The 22,357-nt window shown below is 40.5% G+C and carries 16 protein-coding genes; 10 read left to right on the forward strand and 6 right to left on the reverse strand.

From position 1 onward, the window contains the following. Window positions 1–85: 85 nt before the first annotated feature. Entirely contained in the window at window positions 86–601 is a 516-nt protein-coding gene (locus L2748_RS02855) for a GspH/FimT family pseudopilin (protein WP_220781073.1), read from the reverse strand. A 232-nt stretch (window positions 602–833) separates the two neighbouring features. Here L2748_RS02855 and L2748_RS02860 point away from each other — a divergent pair, with 232 nt between their 5' ends. Further along, entirely contained in the window at window positions 834–1,172 is a 339-nt protein-coding gene (locus tag L2748_RS02860; protein WP_012154353.1) for a P-II family nitrogen regulator, read from the forward strand. A 74-nt stretch (window positions 1,173–1,246) separates the two neighbouring features. On the opposite strand, the gene L2748_RS02865 is transcribed toward L2748_RS02860, so the two are convergent. Next, window positions 1,247–2,263 (reverse strand): LacI family DNA-binding transcriptional regulator, encoded by a 1,017-nt coding sequence (locus L2748_RS02865; protein ID WP_220781074.1) that lies wholly within the window; start codon window positions 2,261–2,263, stop codon window positions 1,247–1,249. Window positions 2,264–2,682: 419 nt separating this feature from the next. Between L2748_RS02865 and L2748_RS02870 the strand changes: the two genes are divergently transcribed. Both L2748_RS02870 and L2748_RS02875 read left to right on the forward strand, forming a co-directional pair. Then, entirely contained in the window at window positions 2,683–5,331 is a 2,649-nt protein-coding gene (locus L2748_RS02870) for a TonB-dependent receptor (RefSeq protein WP_220781075.1), read from the forward strand. Window positions 5,332–5,419: 88 nt separating this feature from the next. Then, window positions 5,420–6,949 (forward strand): tryptophan halogenase family protein, encoded by a 1,530-nt coding sequence (locus L2748_RS02875; protein WP_220781076.1) that lies wholly within the window; start codon window positions 5,420–5,422, stop codon window positions 6,947–6,949. A 40-nt stretch (window positions 6,950–6,989) separates the two neighbouring features. Here the strand turns inward: L2748_RS02875 and L2748_RS02880 are convergent, their stop codons facing one another. The 4 genes from L2748_RS02880 to L2748_RS02895 form a co-directional block, all read right to left on the reverse strand. Next, window positions 6,990–8,522 carry a tryptophan halogenase family protein gene (locus tag L2748_RS02880; RefSeq protein WP_248957664.1) on the reverse strand — a complete coding sequence of 511 codons (1,533 nt, stop codon included), beginning with the start codon at window positions 8,520–8,522 and terminating at the stop codon, window positions 6,990–6,992. Between the two features lie 43 nt (window positions 8,523–8,565). Then, complete coding sequence (locus L2748_RS02885) at window positions 8,566–9,267, reverse strand: DUF6445 family protein (protein WP_220781078.1); 702 nt, start codon at window positions 9,265–9,267, stop codon at window positions 8,566–8,568. 85 nt (window positions 9,268–9,352) lie between these two features. Then, the gene (locus L2748_RS02890) at window positions 9,353–10,075 is read right to left on the reverse strand and encodes a SapC family protein (protein WP_220781079.1); all 723 of its coding nucleotides are present in this window, start codon (window positions 10,073–10,075) and stop codon (window positions 9,353–9,355) included. 82 nt (window positions 10,076–10,157) lie between these two features. After that, on the reverse strand, window positions 10,158–11,051 hold the full coding sequence (locus L2748_RS02895; protein ID WP_220781080.1) for a sulfite exporter TauE/SafE family protein: 894 nt from the start codon (window positions 11,049–11,051) through the stop codon (window positions 10,158–10,160). Between the two features lie 529 nt (window positions 11,052–11,580). Between L2748_RS02895 and L2748_RS02900 the strand changes: the two genes are divergently transcribed. From L2748_RS02900 to L2748_RS02930, 7 genes are all read left to right on the forward strand, one after another. Continuing rightward, entirely contained in the window at window positions 11,581–12,408 is an 828-nt protein-coding gene (locus tag L2748_RS02900; RefSeq protein WP_373317209.1) for a pilus assembly protein PilM, read from the forward strand. Continuing rightward, the gene (locus tag L2748_RS02905; protein ID WP_248957665.1) at window positions 12,409–13,896 is read left to right on the forward strand and encodes a methyl-accepting chemotaxis protein; all 1,488 of its coding nucleotides are present in this window, start codon (window positions 12,409–12,411) and stop codon (window positions 13,894–13,896) included. 25 nt (window positions 13,897–13,921) lie between these two features. Beyond that, complete coding sequence (locus L2748_RS02910) at window positions 13,922–16,597, forward strand: family 20 glycosylhydrolase (RefSeq protein ID WP_220781083.1); 2,676 nt, start codon at window positions 13,922–13,924, stop codon at window positions 16,595–16,597. Between the two features lie 223 nt (window positions 16,598–16,820). Continuing rightward, window positions 16,821–17,717, forward strand: coding sequence for an N-acetylglucosamine kinase (gene nagK / locus L2748_RS02915; RefSeq protein WP_220781084.1), 897 nt, complete (start codon window positions 16,821–16,823; stop codon window positions 17,715–17,717). Window positions 17,718–17,784: 67 nt separating this feature from the next. Continuing rightward, window positions 17,785–18,918, forward strand: coding sequence for an N-acetylglucosamine-6-phosphate deacetylase (gene nagA / locus L2748_RS02920; protein ID WP_220781085.1), 1,134 nt, complete (start codon window positions 17,785–17,787; stop codon window positions 18,916–18,918). Between the two features lie 146 nt (window positions 18,919–19,064). Beyond that, a complete protein-coding gene (gene nagX, locus L2748_RS02925) occupies window positions 19,065–20,261 on the forward strand; it encodes a transmembrane glucosamine N-acetyltransferase NagX (protein WP_220781086.1) in 1,197 nt (398 codons plus the stop codon). Window positions 20,262–20,662: 401 nt separating this feature from the next. Continuing rightward, window positions 20,663–21,979 carry a sugar MFS transporter gene (locus L2748_RS02930; RefSeq protein ID WP_220781087.1) on the forward strand — a complete coding sequence of 439 codons (1,317 nt, stop codon included), beginning with the start codon at window positions 20,663–20,665 and terminating at the stop codon, window positions 21,977–21,979. Window positions 21,980–22,357: the final 378 nt, after the last annotated feature.

Here is a 22,357-nt window from a genome sequence, read left to right on the forward strand (position 1 = left end):
ATCAATACTAGCAAAGTCAACGATGTGATTAAACTTAAAGCATGCGCTGATTGATTTTAATCACCAAAGAGGTCGGTTTTTAGGATTAACTTTTGGCACATATTACTGGTTTTGTAGATAGCCGTACTCGTCCTGATTGGCTAACAATTATTGAACGTGAATATTTATTATCAAACGCGTCAGGGCAATAGCGTAGTGTCCCGTTCGTTCCTGAAGCTAGGCCCTCAGGTTGGAATCTAATTGCTGCTCGGTTGTAAGTGACAAAGTCATTTTTACTGAATGGACCTAGTGTGTGTATAACTTGATCTACGCCATCTAGTGTATTGGATGTAGATGAATCGGTGAACACAGTTATTTTTTGTTGCCAATTATTAGTACATATTTGCGCTTGTAAAGGGCATACGGTAACCCTCAGCCCATACGCAATAGCATAGTTTCTAGCTAATTGAATTGATTGTTGAATTGTTCGTATATTTGAATCGGAACGAACATGAGCATAAATAGATTTGAGAGATAAAGTTGCGATGGAAATTAATATAGTTACGACTACCATAGCGACCATAAGCTCTGTCACAGTAAATCCTGCCGACTTTTTTAACATATAAACTCCTTTTTGTTATACGCATATTTACTTCCTGTAAATATGGAAAAACTTCGTTTTAGCCAAGTATAGTTAGCATTTTACAATTTTAATAATGGTTCAATTTTTAGTAGGTAGGATTAGTTTCTTGAAGCACTCAATAAACACTTTACGCTTCAGTGTTTTGCTAGTGCATGATAAGCTACTGCGCAATCAAATAGCGTATTTCAGCAAGTTCTTAGGGAGTTTTAAAATGAAAAAAGTCGAAGCCATTATTAAACCATTCAAGTTAGATGATGTGCGCGAATCACTTGCTGATATCGGTATTACTGGTATGACAGTTTCAGAGGTGAAAGGCTTTGGACGTCAAAAAGGACATACTGAACTTTATCGCGGCGCTGAATATATGGTTGATTTTTTACCTAAAGTGAAAATTGAGCTAGTGATTCAAGATGAACTACTTGAGCAAGCTTTGGAAGTGATAGTAGACACCGCGCGAACAGGTAAGATTGGTGATGGCAAAATCTTTGTAACCGATATTGAACGTGTTATTCGTATCCGTACAGGTGAAGAGAACGAAGAGGCTGTTTAACTCTTTCACTTTTTCGCATTACCTAGGCTTAATTAGGTAATGCGAAAAAGTAGAATGCTATTAGCAAGGTTTTGTTAGTTTTGTGGCCGCGCAGTTGAATCTCTAATCACTGGTTCTGGTAAGAAAACTTTACCTAATTGAGTCGATTTCTCTTTTCTTTTTGCTATTAATAATTCCGTTGCAATTTGCGCAATTTGTTCATTTGGCTGGTGGACAGTCGTTAGTTTCGGCCAGGTTTGACGAGAAAATGGGCTGTCCTCGAAACCAACTATGGATATTTCAGATGGAATATCAACACCTTCAAGCCTTGCAGCAAATAATGCACCAGCTGCAATCTCATCATTACAAGCGACAATTGCACTCGGTCTAACACTCTTGTCTAATAGATTTTTAGCACCTTCGACACCTGACTCAAAAGAGTATTTACCGCTGATAATAAAATCTTCATTGATAGCTAGCTGATTATTAGCTAAGGCTTGTTTATAGCCAGCTAAGCGTTCTTTTGTTGATGCATGCTCATAGTCACCGCTTAAAAAGGCGATATTTTTATGGCCAAGATCGATTAGATGTTGGGTTATTGAAATTGCGCCAGACCTATCATTTACCAATACGGCTAAACCATTACCTGTTGCTACTTTCTCACCTGCGATGATTCTTACATAGCTAGCATCAATTTTATCTAGAGCATTCAAAATAACCGGGTCTTCTGACAATGGTGGTGTTAGCACTAAGCCTGATAAACGATTATGTTTAACTAACGTGGTTAACTCTTCGCATATATTGTCAGCTTTTGAATTGCAAGGGTGAATTAACAACTCATAACCAAGATCTTTGCAGGCTGACAAAATACCATTTTGCATATCAATTATATAGTAAGCGTTGGGGTTATCATAAATAAAACCAATGACATAAGACTTAGTTCCCGCTAAGTTCCTAGCTGCTAAATTAGGCTGGTAATTCAGCTCTTTAATCGCATTATTGACTTTATCAATAGTGAGCTGTTTTACAGATGGTTCATTATTAGTAACTCGTGACACTGTTTTTATCGATACGCCAGCGTATTTAGCGACATCATTTATGGTGACTTTCATTAAGCGTATTCTCGTTAGTTACTCACTTTTGATTACTAGTGGGTGCAACATAAAATTAACAAATGGCGTTTTTCACAGGCGTTTAGCCCGAATAATTAACGATATAGTGCGAACTTTTACGCCATTTAGCAATGAGAATAGGTCAACTTTTTACGTTTAAACATCGAGTAAAAAAAAAGTCTAATTGCTAGTTACATTTTTTTACAAAGCTTAACTTACTGTATTTAATTAACAATTAATAAATGTGTAGCATACTTATGTTGCTTGATTTGGGTGTGAGTGCGCTATTGGTTATTTTGTTGTGGCGCAGCTGTTAATAATTGTGTAATGTTTGCACTAGGCATGACAGCGTTGTCATTCCGGTTCTGGAATGGTTATGGATATAAAAAAAGATAATAAGTTATGGAAGGGAAAACGAGATGCGACCATCTACATTTAAGAAAAGTGTTCTAGCAACAAATATCGCGTTAATGCTTGGGACTGCAGTTTCTATGTCTGCAGTTGCTGCAGAAGCGGATTCAGCAGCTACAGCTGATGAAAACATTGAAAAAATAGAAGTTCGTGGTTTACGTGCTTCAATGAAAGCTTCAATCAACTCTAAGCGTTTTTCAAATGCTGTTGTTGATGCTGTAAATGCTGAAGACATTGGTAAGTTTCCAGATAACAATGTGGCAGAGGCATTAGGCCGTGTGCCTGGTGTGACTGTTTCAAAACAGTTTGGTGAAGGCTCTGCTGTATCGATTCGTGGCGCTTCAAATGCACTGACAATGACTACGTTAAATGGCCAAAATGTAGCTTCTACAGGTTGGTATTCACAGCAAGCAATTGACCGTACATTTAACTATTCAATGCTGCCACCAGAACTGATTGCTGGTATGGAAGTTTATAAGTCATCTCAAGCAGACTTACTTGAAGGTGGTATTGGTGGAACTGTAGTTGTTAATACTCGTAAGCCATTAGATATGGATTCTTTCACTGTATTTGGTTCAGTTAAAGGGACATACTCTACTGCTTCAGAAGAGACAGATCCTAGCCTTTCAGGTCTTGTAAGCTGGAAGAATGATGACGAAACATTTGGTGCGTTAGTTGCTCTGGCCAAATCAGATTATTCTTTAGTACGCCGTGGTAATGAAGCACTACCTGTATGGGGAGGTCGTATTGCGCCAACTCATTTCGAGCAAAACCGTGACCGTACAGCTGCCGATGTAACTCTACAATATGCACCAACTGAAGATTTAGAGTTTGGTCTGCATTATATGAACTTAGACTTAGCAGCTGACAGTGTTAACACTCAGGTTTGGATCCCACAAGATACAGGCAACTGTGAAACGAATGCTCAAGGTGCACCAATTAAGTGTACGACTGATCAAGCATGGGTTGATGCGAATGGCGCTGGTGGTAATGCTTACTGGGAAACTCGTCCTCGCCAAGCTACCATGAAAACTGAATTAGTTTCTTTTGATTTTGCTTATCAAGGTGATAGCTATAAGTTAGAAGCTGAAGTCGGTGCTTCAAAAGCAACCGGCGGTACAGGTATTGAAACTAATTTAGCGTATATCTCAGGTGTTGGTGGAGCTGTTGGAACGATTGACGCTACTGGTGATCAAGTAGACTTCGATATGGCACCTAATGATTACCAGCTACCATCGAAAGGTGAGTACATGAGCTGGGAAGGTTTACAGCCAAACGTTGTACAGCAACCACGTGAAGATAAAGAGCAGTATGTACAAGCAGATCTAACATTCGATGTAGACTTCGGTGCTATTAGCTCTATCAAGACAGGTGCTCGTTGGTCTAAACATACTGTCGAACAAGATCAGTTACGTGCAACGCTAAGTAACTATGATGGCGCTGCAGATAGCTTAATTTACGACGGTTCTGATTTCCAAGATGGCACATTGACTGCTGGTATGGACGGTTTTGTTATTCCAAGACCTAATGCTGGTGCTATTTATGCTTATACAAATGAAAATGTTGGTGAATGGGTTCAAGATCGCAGTGGCTACGGTGAGCTAGAAGAAACTAACATTGCTGCTTACTTAATGGCTAACTTTGAAGGTGATGGCTTCCGCGGTAATGTTGGTTTCCGTTATGTAAACACTGAAGTTGAAGCTAGTTCTTATGCAACTGGTGACAGTGGTAATGTTGAGCTAATTCCGATTAACGCAGCATTCACTAATAACATCAACACTGAAGAAGGTAGTTACAACGAAGTATTACCTAGCGTAAACATTGCTTTTGATGTTGCTCAAGATGTTATTGTTCGTGTATCTGCTGCGCAAGTAATGAGTCGTCCTAACTATAACGACATGTTCAATAACCGTGCTATCAGTGGTTATAACGATAATTCAACAGGTAACGAAGCAGTTACAATTGGTAATCCGAACCTAAGTCCATTTAAAGCTTTTCAGTCTGACTTAGGCTTTGAGTGGTATTACAATGACGCTAGCCTACTTGCAATGACTTACTTCTTGAAAGAAGTAAACACATTTACCACCTTCACCTCAGTACCTGATCAGCAAATTGGTTTAGTAGACCCAGGTTCAGGAGTAGATTCATGGGATATCGAAACTTATGTTGATGGCCAAGGTGGTCGAATCGAAGGTATCGAATTCCAGCTACAACATGACATGGGTAATGGTTTTGGCGGTGTCTTAAACTATACCTTTGCTGAAGCAACTGCTGATGCAAGTAATTATGTTGATGGTAACGATGTCTTCTCTGATTCATCTAAGCATACTACTAACGTAGTGGGTTACTATGAGAATGATTCTTTCACTGCACGTGCAGCTTACACATGGCGTAGTGAGTACATGATCCGTGAGACAGGATTCTATGGTGCTCGTGAAGTACAGCCATACGGCACTCTTGATTTAGGTCTAACATATGACTTCTTAGATCACTTCACAATCACTGCAGATGTGTCAAACATTCTTGAGGAAGATCAGCTTCATGTTGGTCGTGACCAAGGTACAGTACCTGTAAACCTTCGTACATCTGATGGTTACCCAGCGTACTCTTACCAAGGTGAAGCTCGTTACTCAGTAGGACTTCAATTCCGTTACTAATTATCATCTGATATAGATGATATGATGAAAGCCCGGTTTATCCGGGCTTTTTATTGCTTGCAATTCAAATTGATTTCGAAGGTTGATTATGAAAATTAATAAAATAGCGATTGTTGGTGGCGGTACTGCAGGCTGGTTAGTAGCTAATCATTTAGGAAAAGCATTAAAAGGGGACAAGTCGGCATCTATTACCCTTATTGAATCTCTAGACATTCCGACAATAGGGGTTGGCGAAGGTACAGTTCCAATGATGAGAGATACATTACAGCACTTCGGTATATCTGAAGCTGAGTTTATCTCTAGATGTGACGCAACATTTAAACAATCAATTAAATTCGAAAATTGGCTAGATAAAGATAGGCACGGTGACAACAATTTCTACCATCATTTGTTCGATTACCCTTTTCCAATGGGAGAAGACTTAACGAATTACTGGTTGAATAAAGCAGCTACATCTACATACAGTCAAACGGTGAGCTTTCAAGAAGCTGTGTGCGAAAATAACCTTTCTCCCAAACATATAACTGATCCTGAATATGCAGGGCAAACCACCTATGCTTATCATCTCGATGCTAAAAAGTTCGCTAAATTACTCGCTGAAAATGCCACTCAAAATTTTGATGTTTCCCATGTTATCTGTAACGTAACAGATGTTCAGTTGAATAAAACGGGAGGAATTAGCTCGTTAATTACGGATAACTTTGGTGAGTTAGAGTTTGACTTTTATATAGACTGTAGTGGCTTTAGTTCATACTTATTGGGTAATAAATTGGGGGTTAAGTTCATTGAACAGTCTAGTAAACTGCTCATAGATAGGGCTATTACGGTTCAAGTTCCCACTAATGGTAAAGAAAGCTTAAAACCTTATACAAGAGCTGTGGCGCATCAGGCGGGTTGGATTTGGGATATTCCATTGCCCCATCGTAGAGGTGTAGGTTTTGTTTATGCCTCTAGTTATATGTCGTATGAAGAAGCACTGCAGAAATTAAGTCATTATGTAGGGCCAGATATTGAATCATTAACGACACGTGAAATCCCAATGCAAGTTGGTTATAGAGAAAGATTTTGGCAAGACAACTGTGTTGCTATTGGCTTATCTCAAGGGTTTGTAGAGCCGTTAGAGGCAACAGCAATACTTGTGACAGACTTTTGTGCCCAACACCTTGCAGAGCGCTTCCCAAGAGACAGAGAGGTTCTTGCTGATCTCGCTAAACGATTCAATGACAATGTAAGTTATGCTTGGAGCAAAGTAATTGATTTTGTTCAGCTACACTATTATCTATCAGACAGAGTCGATTCTGCATTCTGGCAAGATGTTAAAAATGAACAAATGCTTTCAGAAGACTTAAGAAATAAGTTATTACGCTGGAAGTATTTTTCTCCCAAATCAACTGATTTCACTTCTAAGTATGAAGTGTTTGATATTGAAAATTATCTCTATGTTTTGTACGGAATGAAATTTTTAACTAGGCCTCAACAGCTTAACTCGGTTGAGGAAGATAAAATGGCAGAGATAGAGGCTAAGGTTAAACAGCATGCTGAGTATTTATCTGCAGAACTGACCGAGCAACGTGAGCTCATAGACAAAATAAAGCAATATGGCTTAACTGCAATTTAATTAGGTAAAATAAAGGGCCATCAATTGATGGCCCTTTTGCTTAGCGGTATTTTTGTATCAATTGTCTATTTGAATCCAACTTTACCTTGGCATTCTCACCTAAAGCTTGAATCGAGTTAAAAGCTGCATCGACAATATTGTCAGGAATAGGGCTTTTTTCTATATATTCAGGAATATATTTCATTCCATAAATAATATATTGCCAGCTTGCGATATTGAATAAATCATATTTATTCGGAAAGTCGCCATCACTTGCGCCATATAGTTTCCAAGCTTTAAGTTTTTCAATCAAAGACTGAGGAATCGTTTTTTCATCTGTGTGTTCTTGCCAAAACTTGGTATCTTTTCTTTGGCTTAAGCAGTAATGCAATTTCACAAAATCGATGATGTTGTCCCAACGAGAGATGAAGATTTCATTATACTGTTTTTGCCTTTCATCCATTGCCGCACGGGTTGATGGGAATCGAGCTGCGAGTGACTTTGCACCAGCTTCGACCATCGCAATTGCGGTTGCTTCTAAAGGTTCAACAAAACCGCTAGAAAAGCCGATTGCACAACAGTTTTTAGTCCAGGATTGGGCTCGGTACCCGACATTAAACTTTATATGTCTTAGTTCTAGTGCTTCTGAATCAGCGATACCATGGTACTGCTTGAGTATTTCTTCTGCGCGATCTTTAGTTGAGTGCTTTGATGAATATACATAGCCCGTTCCACGTCGGCTCTGTAAGGCGATGTCCCAAATCCAGCCAGATTCTTGTGCTGTCGATACTGTATGAGTTGTAATATCAGACTCCTCAGTAGCGTGTGGAACTTGCAAAACCACTGCAGAGTCAACAGTAAGATAATCCGCTTTAGATACAAATGGCACGTTAAGGCTTTGGCCAAGTAACAGGGATGAGAAGCCGGTACAATCCACAAAAAAGTCCGCAGCATAGCTTGTACCACTTTTAGAGACTACTGACTCTATATAGCCCTCATCATCTAACTTTACTTGATCTATATCTGCATACAAGTGCTGAACGCCCAATTTTTCCATAGCATGCTTTTTCAAAAGTTTACCTAGTTCAGCAGCATCAAGGTGGTAGGCGTACTTAGCCATCCAAGCATACTCTGGCGTGTCAGCTGATTTTGGGGCTAAGTTTTCGTCACAAAGTTTTGCTTGTACTGAAACACTGTGGGCAAAGTCTAATTGGTTTTGTCCTTTTTGTTCTTTTGCAACCCAGTACGATGAAAGGTCTATTCCTTTAGGCATAGCAGGCGGGTCGAAAGGGTGGTAGTAGCTATGCTCTTGTTCAGAGGGATTATATAGCCAGTTTTTAAACATAGCGCCCTGTTTAAAACTAGCTTGGCAGTGGTTGAGGAACTCCTTTTCGGAAATTCCAATATCATTAAGGGTACTCAGAATTGTTGGGAAAGTACCTTCTCCGACGCCAATAGTAGGTATATTTTCAGATTCTATGAGTGTGACGACAATATCTCTTCCTGTCCGCTTAAAACTACTGGCTAACACTGCTGCTGACAACCAGCCAGAAGTACCACCACCGATAATATGAACTGTTTTTACTTGTTCCATTAATTCGTTTACTCCATTTTTTACCTGTACAGGAAGATGAAAGCTACGACGCTAAATAAAAAAATGACGCGACAGTCAACCTACCATCATCAAGATCGTTAACTTGATTTATCGGGTTACTCAGATCGGCACTATGTAATAAGTTACCTTTATAAATTGCAATGCGATTAAATTTGGCTGGGATCTGTGCGACGCGCTGAAATAATGGCGTATCGCCATCAATATAGCTCTGATGATTACTAGGCTGTGCCGCTACCTGCTCAATCATTTGTTTAACTTGGTGTTCTTTTGTCAGAGCAACGAGATCTAATGGTTTGAAATTATATAGGCTAGTTCCTCCATGAGCTTCTGAACAAAAGTAATGCACAACAGCATATTCATCGTTATTTAAGCAGTCGATATGCGGCATTTTTTGATATAGATTCAGCTCGTTAGGTGCTAGCGTGGTTAAAGAAAGTTCGCTGCGAAACACATCTAACGTATTTACATCGCCTTTCAAAGCGCCTTTGATGATTAACCCTTCAATTAAAGAGGTTAGAAACCTTAAGTAGGGCTGTGGCATTTTGTCTCGGACACCCGGATAGAATGTGTTGTCAGCACCTACGTCATTAAAATAGGCCGTTTCTTTTGCATATTGGGTTACAGCGTTGGGTGAGGAGAGTGCATTGTCAATAATAGTAACTTGGCATGAATTACATTCAGGCGATATCACGGAAACTAAAGAGTTTTCGTTTAACTTAAACATGAAAGCCTCCTAGCATCACAATCAACATTATTCATTTAAAAAGGTGCTCGTAATCGACATAAAAGCACCTTTTAAACAGGTTGAATTAGCTTGCAGCTAACTCAAATGAGCGTTGTTTTGTAATAAGGCGTGCAATTTGATGTAACGATGTTAGATGGGCGTAGATGAGCGGCAGTAACCCCTTATTTTTAATTGCAATAAAGTCTTCATCTTTAAGCTCGTTGAGTACTTTTTCATCGACAATATAAATACCGTTAATATTTACATCTTCGCTAGTATCGCTGAGCTTAACCGTTAATTGTTTTGGCGTTAGAAGCTTGAGATCTGCTAGATATTTGGTGATAGCAGCTGTTTGCTGAGTAAAGCTTGCTAGATCTAATAATGCATTTGAGCGTTGTTTAAGATATTCACTTTGTTCACCTGCATCATCAAATAGTCGATTGCCTTCTGTTGTATTGAGCAGTTCGCTATCTTCATCAACAAATACCATTAGCTCTTCTGTTTCTGCGGATGTTCTCATGAGTGACAATGGCGCTTTACTAAAACCTAGCGGCGTGACTGAACTCGACCAAGTTTCAGTTTGGCAATAGAGGTTTTCGTCTGTTTTAATTCCCATCATTGCAATAGGTGTAAATTGACCATTTTCAGAGTTTTTAACGAAAACGATAGGAAACTCATTAGCAAGAGTTGCAAACTCTTGTGCGACTACAGGTATAAGGCTTTGATTTTTAAAGCGGCTATAATCCTTAGATTCTTTCACTAAGCTGTTTAAATGTGCTGTTGAGTTTACAGGGACGATATTTGCCATGTTGACTTACCTCTACTTATTATTTGTATATTTGAGTTCTATTTAAGTTTGTTTGTCTTTATCTTAGTTAAGTTGTAATTTCTTATTCCATTATTAAAATTGCAACTCCTGATAGAATGATCCAAGCTGCGAAAAATAACTTTAATGTTTTTATCGGTAAAAATAGTGCAAGTTTTTTAGCCATAAGCGCTCCTATTACCGCACCAGGTGCTGCTACGGCTACAACGCTAAAATAGGTATCGCTGGTGGTGCTAAAATGCAGCCCAGCTGTGCTCCATACTGTTGCTGCAGTCACTATTACTCCCGTTGCAACCGCTAACGTCGCTTCAACTCTTTTTAAAAGTAAATAGATAACAATGAGTTCGCCCACGCCAACGGATAACCAAGCGGTGAGCATGCCACCAAAATAAGTGATTGCCCCAAGAATTACCAAGTCGGCTTTTTTGATGCTAAAAGTTGGTTGTGAGCTATTACGCCTATTTGCCTGATTAAAGTGGTTAAAAAGAAGGGCGCAGCCAAGAGCAATAGAAAATAGGCTAAAAGATTGTTCTAGATTGTTGATAGAAGAAATGTTTAGTGCTTCTACAGTCCATAATCCAGCGATAGAAAGCGGTGTTAATATAGCTAATAGAAGGGGGAGTTGTTGCCACTTTTGCTTTTGACTTTGCATATAATAGTGCAACCAACTAATTGCACCTGTGGTCATGCCAAAACACTGTATTGCAAAAGATGTAGCCAAGCTTTGTTCGTTGCTAAAGCCTAAGCTATTAAAAGCGGGTATAAATATTACACCGCCGCCGGCCCCGGTAGAGTTTGCAAAAATAGCACCTAATATGCCTAAACCACAGTAGTGTAGGTATTGAGTTACTAACTCTATACCATCGGTTTTGCTATAAACAAATACAAACCAAAATGCTATCAACATGATAGCAATGGATATATAAGTAATTGAATGCTCTTGCCGTTCTAGCCGCACTTGAATGTTAACCTCTAGCGTTATTTAAACCTTGCTCTTTTGCTAAATGACTTTGTTGAATTGACTCGATGTTATCAATTGTTGACAGCGTTGTCATGATATTGTTTTCCACATCAGTTTTATGCTTTAGAACCTTAGTTCAGCAGCTATTAAGTTCGCTCAGTTAAATAAAGAAATAAAAGTGTCAAAAAAATGTAGATATAATGTTCAAGTTTGTGTATGTTCATAAATGACAGCGTTGTCATCTGCTTGTGTGACAGGTTGTTTGTAAGGTCTACATAAAGAGGATGAGGTCTCCTACTTTATGTTTTTAAACAAACGAATATGTTTGTTACTCCTATATAGTCTCTCCCCAGAAACTATTGTGGGCCGAGTGTTTAATAGCACTCGGCCATTTTTTTCAAAAGGCCATAACAATTATAAGCTTAAAGATATTTTTACCTGCTATAGCATCGGAGCGTTAACGTCTATTTTCAGGTTTTAAGTGGAGTACTAAAAGATGATTAAAACACGTTTTTTCATAGTACTGATGTTGTTTCCAGTCCTTATCTCAAGTCATGCCGTTGGCGCAAAGACGGTAAACACCACCATACCCGATAGCTGGCAATTACAGCTTATGAATGCTGCATTAAATAGAGTTGATAGTGAGTATCAAATCACCAAAATTACCACTGAAATGAACCAAAAACGCAAAGTTGAAGAGTCGCTAGCGGGGAACATTGATGTATTTTGGAGCATGACCTCATTACCACTTGAAGAGCAGCTTTTACCAATCCGTATTCCAATCTTTAAAGGCTTGCTCGGTAATCGATTACTTATCATCCGTAAAGAGTCGCAACAACAATTTAATGCCATTGCTAATCGCCAAGATTTTGCTGAATTTACAGCAGGGCAAAATCATTATTGGCCAGATGCCGACATTATTAAGTCTGCCAATTTACCTATCGTCACCAGTTATAAATATAAGAACTTATACCCAATGTTAGAGGGCGGACGGTTTGACTACCTGGCCTTGGGCGCTCAAGAAATTTGGCTGGAGTTAGATAAACACCCAGACCCAGCCCTTAAAGTAGATGAGCGCGTACTGCTGCAATATCGCTCTCCAGCTTATTTCTTTGTCTCACCGTCGCAGCCGCAATTAGCTAAAGATTTATTACAAGGATTAGAGGCTATGGTGACGGATGGCAGTTTTGATAAGCAATATAATCAGTACTTTAAAATCGAAGAGCTTTATGCAAAAGCTAATTTTAACCAGCGAGCTATTATTCGAATCGACACGCCAGGTTTGCATAAGTTAACCCCGGTTAATCGCCCTGAATTATGGCTGGATTTGTTTGATATTGAGGGTGTGAATTAAATGAAGTCTATCTCATTAAAAGTTCAGGTTGGTTTAGCCAGCGCACTATTTATTGTCATTAGTATTTTATTCACGGGTGCCTATTGGCTGGAAAAGTCTAGGTTGCAGCAAGAGTTTGTGGATTATCAAGCTAACTCATTAGCAAGCCTTGAAGTGACTTTGGCTCAGCCAGTCTTCAATTATGACTTTGAGCAAATAGACGCGGTTTTATCAGCATTACTAAAATCACCGCAGATCTATGCTATTTCATTGCAAGACCATCGTGGTCAAGATATAGGCTCAGTGAGGCAAAGTGCAGTCGTTAGCTCTGATAATTTGAGTCAGCATACGCTTAACTTCGCTAATAACGGTAAATCTACCGGCCTCATGGATATTACATTTTCATCCTTATATATGCAGTCTGCGTTGAGCGATTTATTAATGACTTATATGTTAATGGCTACCTTGATTCTATTGCTTAGCCTTGGCGCTATATACATCATATTAAGGGTATTAGTAACAACTCCGTTGGCGCATATTGTTCATGCAATGGATGAAATAGCTTGTGGTGACGGCGATTTAAGTCATAAGTTACCTGTAGAAAGCCAAGATGAAGTGGGCCGGCTTGCCGCTTCATTTAATCAGTTTGTCAGTCAGATTCATCAGAGTATTTCCAAAGTTAATGAGACCTCTGAACAGATCCTTAGCGATGCAGAGTCGCTTGGAAAACTATCAAGTGTTAACCATCAACGTGTTCAGTCACAGTTAGTCGATGCTGAAGCCGCTGTTACCGCGATGACGCAGCTAAATAGCCGCGCTAATGATGTTGCTGCTTATGCTGGCGCAACTGCAGATGCCGCCACAGATGCCGATAGAAAGGTCGAACATAGTTATAGTGAGTTTGACTCAGGGCTAGCATTAAGTGAGAGTCTTGCTCAAGAGCTCACATTATCAGCGCAATCTGTTGAGCAGTTGCAGTTAGAAACGCAAAAGATTGATGAAGTAGTGGTAGTGATCAATGCAATTGCTGAGCAAACAAATTTACTAGCGCTAAATGCGGCTATTGAGGCGGCAAGAGCTGGAGAACAAGGCCGAGGTTTTGCGGTTGTAGCTGATGAGGTGAGAACCCTCGCAAGCCGGACTCAACAAGCAACAGGTGAGATCCAAAAGATGATCCAGATGGTGCAGCTCAGTGTTAAAAACACAGTGCAAACCATGCATTCAAGCAAAAATATGTCAGATAAAGCTGTATTGCATTCAAACGAAATAAAATGCTTACTAACAAAAGTATCTGAAATTGTATCAAATATTAGCAATATGAACCTTGATGTATCGGCTGCAGCTAAAGAGCAGACTGAAGTTACATCAAGTATATCCGTTAGCTTAAATGACTTAGTTGCCTCGTCTGGGGCGGCTTCAACGGATAGCGAAAGGTTAGCTCAATCTAGCGATCGACTATTTCTACAGGGGGAGAAATTACGAGAGTTAGTTAAATCGTTCCGCTTATAAATAAGAATATAGAATAAGGAAAGTCATGAAGATTAAATTGGTCGTTGCAGCAGTTGCAATTGCAATGTCGGCAAGTGCGTGCTCAAAGAAGGAAGTCGATGAGCAAAGTGCCCCTGCGAGCGTTAGTGCTGAAGCCACTAACTCTGAGACTGGATTAACTCAAGCGCTGCTAAATAAAATGGGTGAAACACTGGATATACGCTATAGCGTTATCTCTAATGTTCCCGATGAGAACTGTGATAAAGACGCAAGTGACGGCCGCTGCTTCCTTGCTGAAATTGATTTAACTTCAGCTATCGATATCGACAGTAAAGACTGGTCTATCTATTATTCGCAAATGCGACCGATCCAAAGCATTGTTGGCGATGAATTTGAGATCGCTCGAGTACAAGGTGATCTGCACAAAATAACACCTTCCGCGGGTTTTAAAGGCCTTAAAAAAGGTCAAACAACTAAAATCCAGTTTCGTGGAGAGCTTTGGCAATTATCTGAAATCGACGGTATGCCAAACTATTACATTGTTGCTGACGGTTTAGAACCGGTCATTATTCGTAGCACACAATTAGGCGTTGACCCTGAAACTGGAATGGAAGTGCGCCCGTATGTTACCGCGTTCACTGACAGTGAAACCCAATATAAGCGCCGTGAGACAGATAAACTTAACTGGGCAACAAGTAGTGTACTGTACCAAAATAACCTCGACACACCGGTTAATGCTGCCTTAGCTACCAATAGCATTTTACCCACGCCAACCAAGCTAACAGTTAAAGCTGATAAGCCTGCGGTTTCATTAAAACAGGGTTTAAATCTGCTGTTCAATGATGTTGATTCAGCTACTGTCGATGCAGCTTTACAAAGGCTTGCACCTATTGGTGTAGGTCAAAGCGAGCAAGGTATTCAAACAGAGTTATTACCATTAACTTCAAGTACTGCTGCAGGCCAGTATCATTTGGATATTTCGGCAGACAAGATCCAAATCTTTGCCGCAGATAACGCTGGTTTCTCTTACGGTTTAGCCTCTATCGCGGCTTTAGTTGATGCCAATGAACTGACCGTAAGTCCTGTCATAGTAAGCGATTCTCCGCGCTATGACTTTCGTGGCATGCATGTTGACGTATCACGTAACTTCCACAGTAAGCAGTTAATCCTAGATCTGTTAGATCAAATGGCAGCCTATAAGCTAAATAAGTTACACCTTCATATGGCTGATGATGAAGGTTGGCGTTTAGAAATTGATGGTCTACCAGAGTTAACCGAGGTGGGCAGCAAACGTTGTCACGACCTAAATGAAGATACTTGTTTGTTGCCACAACTTGGTAGTGGGCCATTTAGCGACGCTAAAGTGAATGGTTACTACAGCAAAGCCGACTATATAGAAATTCTTAAATACGCGAACGCAAGACAAATACAGGTTATCCCATCGATGGATATGCCAGGTCATTCGCGCGCCGCGATTAAGTCGATGGAGGCAAGGTACCGTAAATTAGTTGCCCAAGGTGATCAGCAAGCGGCAGATCAATTTTTGCTATCTGACAGCCAAGACGAAACAGTTTACTCATCAATCCAGTATTACAACGATAACACCTTAAATGTGTGTATGGAGTCTACCTTTACCTTTATTGATAAGGTGATTGATGAAATAGCGGCTATGCACAAAGCGGCAGGTGTGCCACTTGATTTATATCATATAGGTGCTGATGAAACCGCAGGAGCTTGGATTGAGTCTCCGCTTTGTAAGGCTTTTGTCGCAAATAATGACAAAGGAGTCACTAGCATGGACGAGCTAGGGGCATACTTTATCGAAAGAACCGCTAAATTATTGGCTGATAAAGGTATAGAAGCTGCGGGCTGGAGTGACGGTATGAGCCATACTCGTCCGGAGAATATGCCAAGTAAAGCGCAGTCTAATATCTGGGATGTTGTTGCCCATGGGGGACACAAGCGAGCACATCAACAAGCAAACTTGGGTTGGCATGCGGTATTAAGTCAACCTGAAGTTTTGTATTTTGACTTCCCTTACGAGGCAGACCCAAAAGAGCACGGCTATTACTGGGCAAGCCGTAATACCAATTCGAAAAAGATCCACAGCTTTATGCCGGGTAACTTGCCGGCAAATGCAGAGCAGTGGACAGATATTGAGAATCTCCCTTTTGAGGCTGACGACACCGTTCAAAAAGATGAATCGGGCAAAGTCACTAGCAGTCCATTAAAACAGTCTATTGGTTTTGCAGGGATCCAAGGTCAACTTTGGAGCGAAACCGTCCGTAGTGATGATGTGGCCGAATACATGATGTACCCAAGAGTGCTAATGCTAGCTGAGCGAGCTTGGCATAAGCCTGAATGGGAAGTGGCTTATCAGTATCAAGGCGCAGTTTACAATCAACAAAGTGGTTTCTTTACTGAAGAAATGCGAGAGGCGCAGACTGAAGACTGGTATCGAGTCGCAAACACTGTTGGTGCTAAAGAATTACTTAAGTTAGATAAAGCCGATATTGCTTATCGTGTACCGACACCTGGTGCTGTAATAAAAGACGGTAAGCTGTTTGCCAATGTGATTTTCCCTGGGCTTGATATGGAATATCGCACAACTGGAGGCGATTGGTTGGCATATGAAGAGGGCGTTGAGGTTATAGCTCCTGTTGAAGTGCGAGTGATTGCTGCTGACGGTAAGCGTAAAGGGCGTACTCTCGTTGTTAAATAACAAATGCCTAACAGGTGTTTATGTTAGGCGTGTAAGTAATAACTAAGCTTGAACGCGGCAGCATCTTTGGTGTTGCTGCGTTTTTTATGTTTTGTTTGGCAAGTTTAAAAAACAAATGACAACGCTGTCATTATTGTTGTAACATGGAATTAACTTAGTGGCTTTTATATAAAGTCTACACCCATTCTGCAGTTGAAGAATGAGAACGATAAAGAGGTCTGTCATGGGCATGAGCCAGACGAAAGAAGAGTCCCTTTATATAGGGATCGACGGCGGCGGTAGCAAGTGCCGTGCAACTATTTACACTAGTGACTATCGTATATTAGGCACTGGAGTCGCGGGTCGCGCGAATCCACTTCATGGCCTAGCTCAAACGTTTCAATCAATTGAAGAGTCAACTCAGCTTGCATTAGCTGATGCAGGCTTAGCGCCAAGTGATAGCAAACGCTTAATCGCAGGTTTAGGTTTGGCGGGCGTTAATGTGCCGAGGTTGTATCAAGATATAGCCAATTGGCAACATCCATTTGCGAGCATGTATTTAACTACCGATCTGCACACTGCATGTATTGGCGCTCATCAGGGCGAAGAGGGGGCTGTAATCATTACTGGCACAGGCTCTTGTGGTTATGCTCGAGTTGCAGAGCAAGAGCTATTTCTTGGTGGTCACGGATTTGCACTTGGCGATAAAGGTAGTGGTGCATGGCTTGGTCTTAAAGCTGGCGAGTGTGCATTATTAGACTTAGATGGTTTTGGTGAGAAAACACAGCTTAGCCAGCGCTTGTTTGATTATTTCGGCGTTAATAACGCATTAGGCATAGTTGAGAATTTGGCTGGTCAGTCATCAAGTACTTATGCCAAATTAGCGAGAGTGGTATTTGAAAGCGCTTTGGATAAAGATAGAGTTGCTTTAGATATCGTCACAGAAGGCGCAGGTTATATTAGTGAGTTAGCTCGAAAACTATTTGCGATTAATCCACCACGGTTTTCAATGATTGGCGGTTTAGCTGAGCCATTGTCACCTTGGCTTGATGAAGATGTGTTAGCTAAAACATCTCCTATTTTACAGCCACCAGAGTGGGGCGCAGCCTTCTTTGCAAAGCAGCAGCACGCTAAAGCCTAACTAAATTAACTCTATGTATTGTGGCTTAATGTTACCGCCGCAGCATATTTTAGTAAGTGAGAATAAGATGAAACAGACGCTAATTGCAGATCGCGTGTTTGATGGACAAAGCTTCCATACTGACTTGCCAATCACGTTTGAAGACGGCCATATCGTGGCATTTGATACCGCACAAGGTGCGAACGAGTCTCGGGTAAATGGCTTGATTACGCCAGGTTTCATTGACGTTCAAGTTAATGGCGGCGGTGGGGTGTTATTTAATGCGTCACGAAGTGTACAAGGCATTGCTGCAATTGGTCAGGCACATGCAAAGTTTGGCACTACTACTTTTTTACCAACGTTAATTACTGACGATGTAAGTGTAATGCATCAAGCCGCTGATGCAGTTGCTGCAGCACTTGAAGCAAAAACAGCAGGTGTAGTAGGTGTGCATTTTGAAGGGCCGCATTTAAGTGTGCCTAAAAAAGGTGTTCATCCGCAACCTTTCATTCGTCGTATTTCAGATGCTGAGTTAGATATATTCAGTCGACAAGATTTAGGGATTAAAGTGGTTACTCTAGCCCCTGAAAATGTTTCTACTGATGTTATTAAGGCATTGGTAGATGCGGGTGTTAAAGTCTGTTTAGGTCATTCTAATGCAGACTATGACACAGTTAAAGCGGCGCTAGCTGCAGGCGCAAATGGCTTTACCCATCTATTTAATGCAATGTCGCCATTGGATTCAAGAAACCCAGGTATGGTTGGCGCGGCGCTTGAAAGTGAACAAGCTTGGTGTGGTTTAATTGTAGATGGTCATCATGTTCATCCTGCTTCAGCCCGTGTAGCGATTAATGCAAAACCTAAAGGCAAAGTAATGCTAGTAACAGATGCTATGCCGCCAGTAGGACTTGATGACGAAGTTAGTTTTAAGCTTTTCGGTACCCAAGTACTGAGAGAGGGAGATAGGCTAAACGCTGTTACTGGGGAGCTTGCTGGCTGTGTGCTTGATATGGCAGGCGCTGTCGCTAACAGCATTAATATGTTGGGGCTATCTGCTGATGAAGCAATACGCATGGCGTCGCTTTATCCTGCACAGTATCTTGGTTTAAGCGATAAAATGGGTCAGCTTAGTTTAGGTGGCCGAGCAGACTTGGCGCTTGTTGATGATAACTATAAAGTGAGACGCACCTACATTGGTGGTGAACTAGTTTTTAAAGGTTAGTGATTGATTACTTGTGAGTAAAGACAAGTGTTAGCACTAGAGGACAAGAGCTAGATAAAACAATATAAGCCTCTGGAGTGACAGCTAAAGAGGCTTTGCTTGATCTTGATAAAGCCAAACTAAAAATAATATAAAAGGCTGTTTAGATGACAACAATAACTAATAATTCGTCAGCTGACTCTACAACAAAATCTGCTAAGGTTGCTGAACAAGCTAATAGCAAACCGGTAAAAAAACTTAGATTAAAATCACTTGATGCACTTCGTGGTTTTGATATGTTCTGGATCTTAGGCGGCGAGGCTTTATTTGCAGCTTTACTTATCTTGACTGGCTGGGCAGGCTTTAAATGGTTCGATGCGCAAATGCATCATAGTGCTTGGCATGGGTTCACCTTCTACGATTTAATTTTTCCACTATTTATTTTCCTTTCAGGTGTAGCCCTTGGCTTGTCGCCAAAGCGATTAGACAAATTGCCTTTACCTCAGCGTAAGCCTTTATATCAACATGCGATTAAGCGACTGTTGTTATTGCTGCTGTTTGGAGTGATATACAACCATGGCTGGGGTACAGGTGCTCCCTTTGCTGCAGGAGAGATTCGTTATGCCAGTGTGTTAGGGCGCATTGCTTTTGCATGGTTCTTCTGTGCTTTATTGGTTTGGCATACTAGCTTACGAACTCAAATTATTACTGCTATCGCTATTTTAATTGGTTATGCACTGCTGCAAGCTTTTCCTTTTATTACCTTAGATGATAGCGGTGCGTTTAGCGCAACCGGTTCTATTAACGCAGCGATTGATACGCTGTTATTACCGGGTATTACATATCAAGGCGCGGCAGTTGATCCTGAGGGGGTTTTGTCGACGATACCAGCTGTTGTAAATGGCTTATTCGGTGTATTTGTTGGCCACTTTATTGTGAAGCCTCATGTAAAAGGAGAGTGGTTTAAGCTTGGGTTATTATCTGCTGCAGGTGCAGCTCTAGTTGCTATTGGCTGGTTAGCCTCTCCACTTATTCCTGTTAATAAGACGCTGTGGACTAGCAGTTTTACTTTAGTTACAGCGGGATGGAGTATTTTGCTGTTAGCACTATTTTATGCCGTTATTGATGTGCTTAAAGTGCAAAAATGGGCGTTCTTCTTCACAGTCATTGGCTGTAACTCTATCGTGATCTATATCGCTAGCAGCATAGTTAACTGGAAGTACACTGCGCAAAGTGTGTTCGGTGGCGTAATCAACAGCTTTCCAGAAAATGCGCAGACGCTAATGAGCGTAATTGCATTATTGTTGGTGCAATGGTTAGTGCTGTACTGGATGTATAAGCGAGGTGTATTCGTTAAGGTATAGTGTTTTGAAGTTAACTGAACTTAAAAGATCAGCTTTTGCTTTATGTTCAGTATTCAAAATCTTAAAGCATTATCTTTCTTAGTATACGGCGATTTAATCATTAGATTGAATACCAAAAGCGGTTAAGTTTATCGATTAAGATAGAAGCATAAGGCATCAATAAAATAAAATGACAGCGTTGTCTTTTTTTTCTCAATGTTTTAACATCGATGAAACAATGGTCTGGTGTAGGGATAAATCAGGCGATAGTGAGCAACAAAGGATTGGCACTGATATTGAGTGTAATAGCGAAATAATAAGCAGACTGCAGTCTGCAACGCGAAGTAACAGCTAATGAAGGATGGGATAGCAGTTTAATCTGGTATCATCAAATCAATTACTATAAGAAGCAGGTTAAATACATGACAGCAACGACTCAGGCTCAAGCTAGCCCTAAGAGCAGTTTACTGCCTATGACCATTATAGGTGTGCTCTTTTTTATCTTCGGATTTGTGACTTGGCTTAATGGCTCACTTATTCCATTTCTAAAAATCATTTGTGAGCTTAATGAATTCCAAGCGTTGTTTGTTACGTTTGCTTTTTATATTGCTTACACTGTGATGGCATTACCCATGTCATCCATTCTTAAAAAGACTGGTTATAAAAATGGTATGGCAATTGGCTTAGCCATTATGGTGGTCGGTTCACTGCTGTTTATACCTGCTGCACAAAGTGCCAACTATATTTTATTTTTAGGCGCTTTGTTTGTGCTAGGTACAGGCTTAACCATTTTACAAACAGCCTCTAACCCGTACGTTGTGCATATTGGTCCTAAAGAAAGTGCCGCAATGCGCATTAGTATTATGGGGCTGATTAATAAAGGCGCAGGGGTAATAGTACCTATTCTGTTTACTGCGCTAGTGCTTTCTGGTTTCGAAAACTTTACTGCTGAACATCTAGCAGCACTTTCTGAAGCCGAGCGCCAAGCACAGATCAGTGAATTATCATCACGTCTAGTAATGCCTTATGTATATATGGCTATTGCTCTTGCTTTCTTGATCGGTTTAGTTAAATTTTCTTCTCTACCAGAATTAGAGTTCGAAGGCGAAGACGAACATGAAGAAAAAGGCAGCATTACTCATTTCCCTCAAGTGGTATTAGGTGCAATTGCATTATTTGCTTATGTCGGTGTTGAAGTTATTGCTGGTGATACTATTGGTTTATACGGTGAAACGTTAGGGGTGAATAACTTCGCTTCACTGACATCTTACACCATGGTATTTATGGTCATTGGTTATATTATTGGTGTGACTTGTATTCCTAAGTTCATCAGCCAAGAAAAAGCACTGTTAGGGTCAGCAATTGCAGGTATGTTATGTGTTGCAGGTGCAGCGCTAGGATCTCGTGAAAGCACTATGATGGCCGACATATTGTGGGGTTGGAGTGGTATTCCTGTGATCCCTGATACCGTGACTTTTGTAGCCTTAATGGGCTTAGCTCATGCACTCGTTTGGCCTGCTATTTGGCCGCTAGCATTAGAAGGTCTTGGTAAATATACAGCGCAAGGATCTGCATTATTGATTATGGGTATTTCTGGTGGTGCTATCCTACCGCTAGTATTTGGTAAGGTTGCTCACTTTTCTGACAATACTCAGGTTGCTTATTGGGTTGGCTTACCATGCTACTTATTCATTTTATTCTATGCCTTAAAGGGTCATAAGATGCGCAGCTGGAAGTAATATTTCCAATTGTTGAAAAGGAGCCAATAGGCTCCTTTTTTTATGCATATAAAATGGTTTTAAATTGCAGTTAGCCAATTTTAAGAAGGTTTATTAGAATCTTATGGATTGTACTCTTAAGCCCAAGAGTTAAATCTGCTCCAGTGACGCTATAGTTGTCTAGAGTTTGTTACTTAAGCCTGAGTACGCTGGATTTTTGCTTTTGAAAGAAGATTGATTAATGGCCGGGAAAACCGACTATGTCTATTAGTATCGCTGCCGTTCTATTCAGAGCTTGTTAGAACAAATGATCCCTGCCACTACTTTTAGACACTCCACTAAGTAAGTACAATCACCATTGAGGTACTTATGAAAACAAATAAACCACGTAAAACTCAT

The organism is Shewanella sairae (assembly GCF_023283535.1).
Lineage (GTDB): Bacteria > Pseudomonadota > Gammaproteobacteria > Enterobacterales > Shewanellaceae > Shewanella > Shewanella sairae.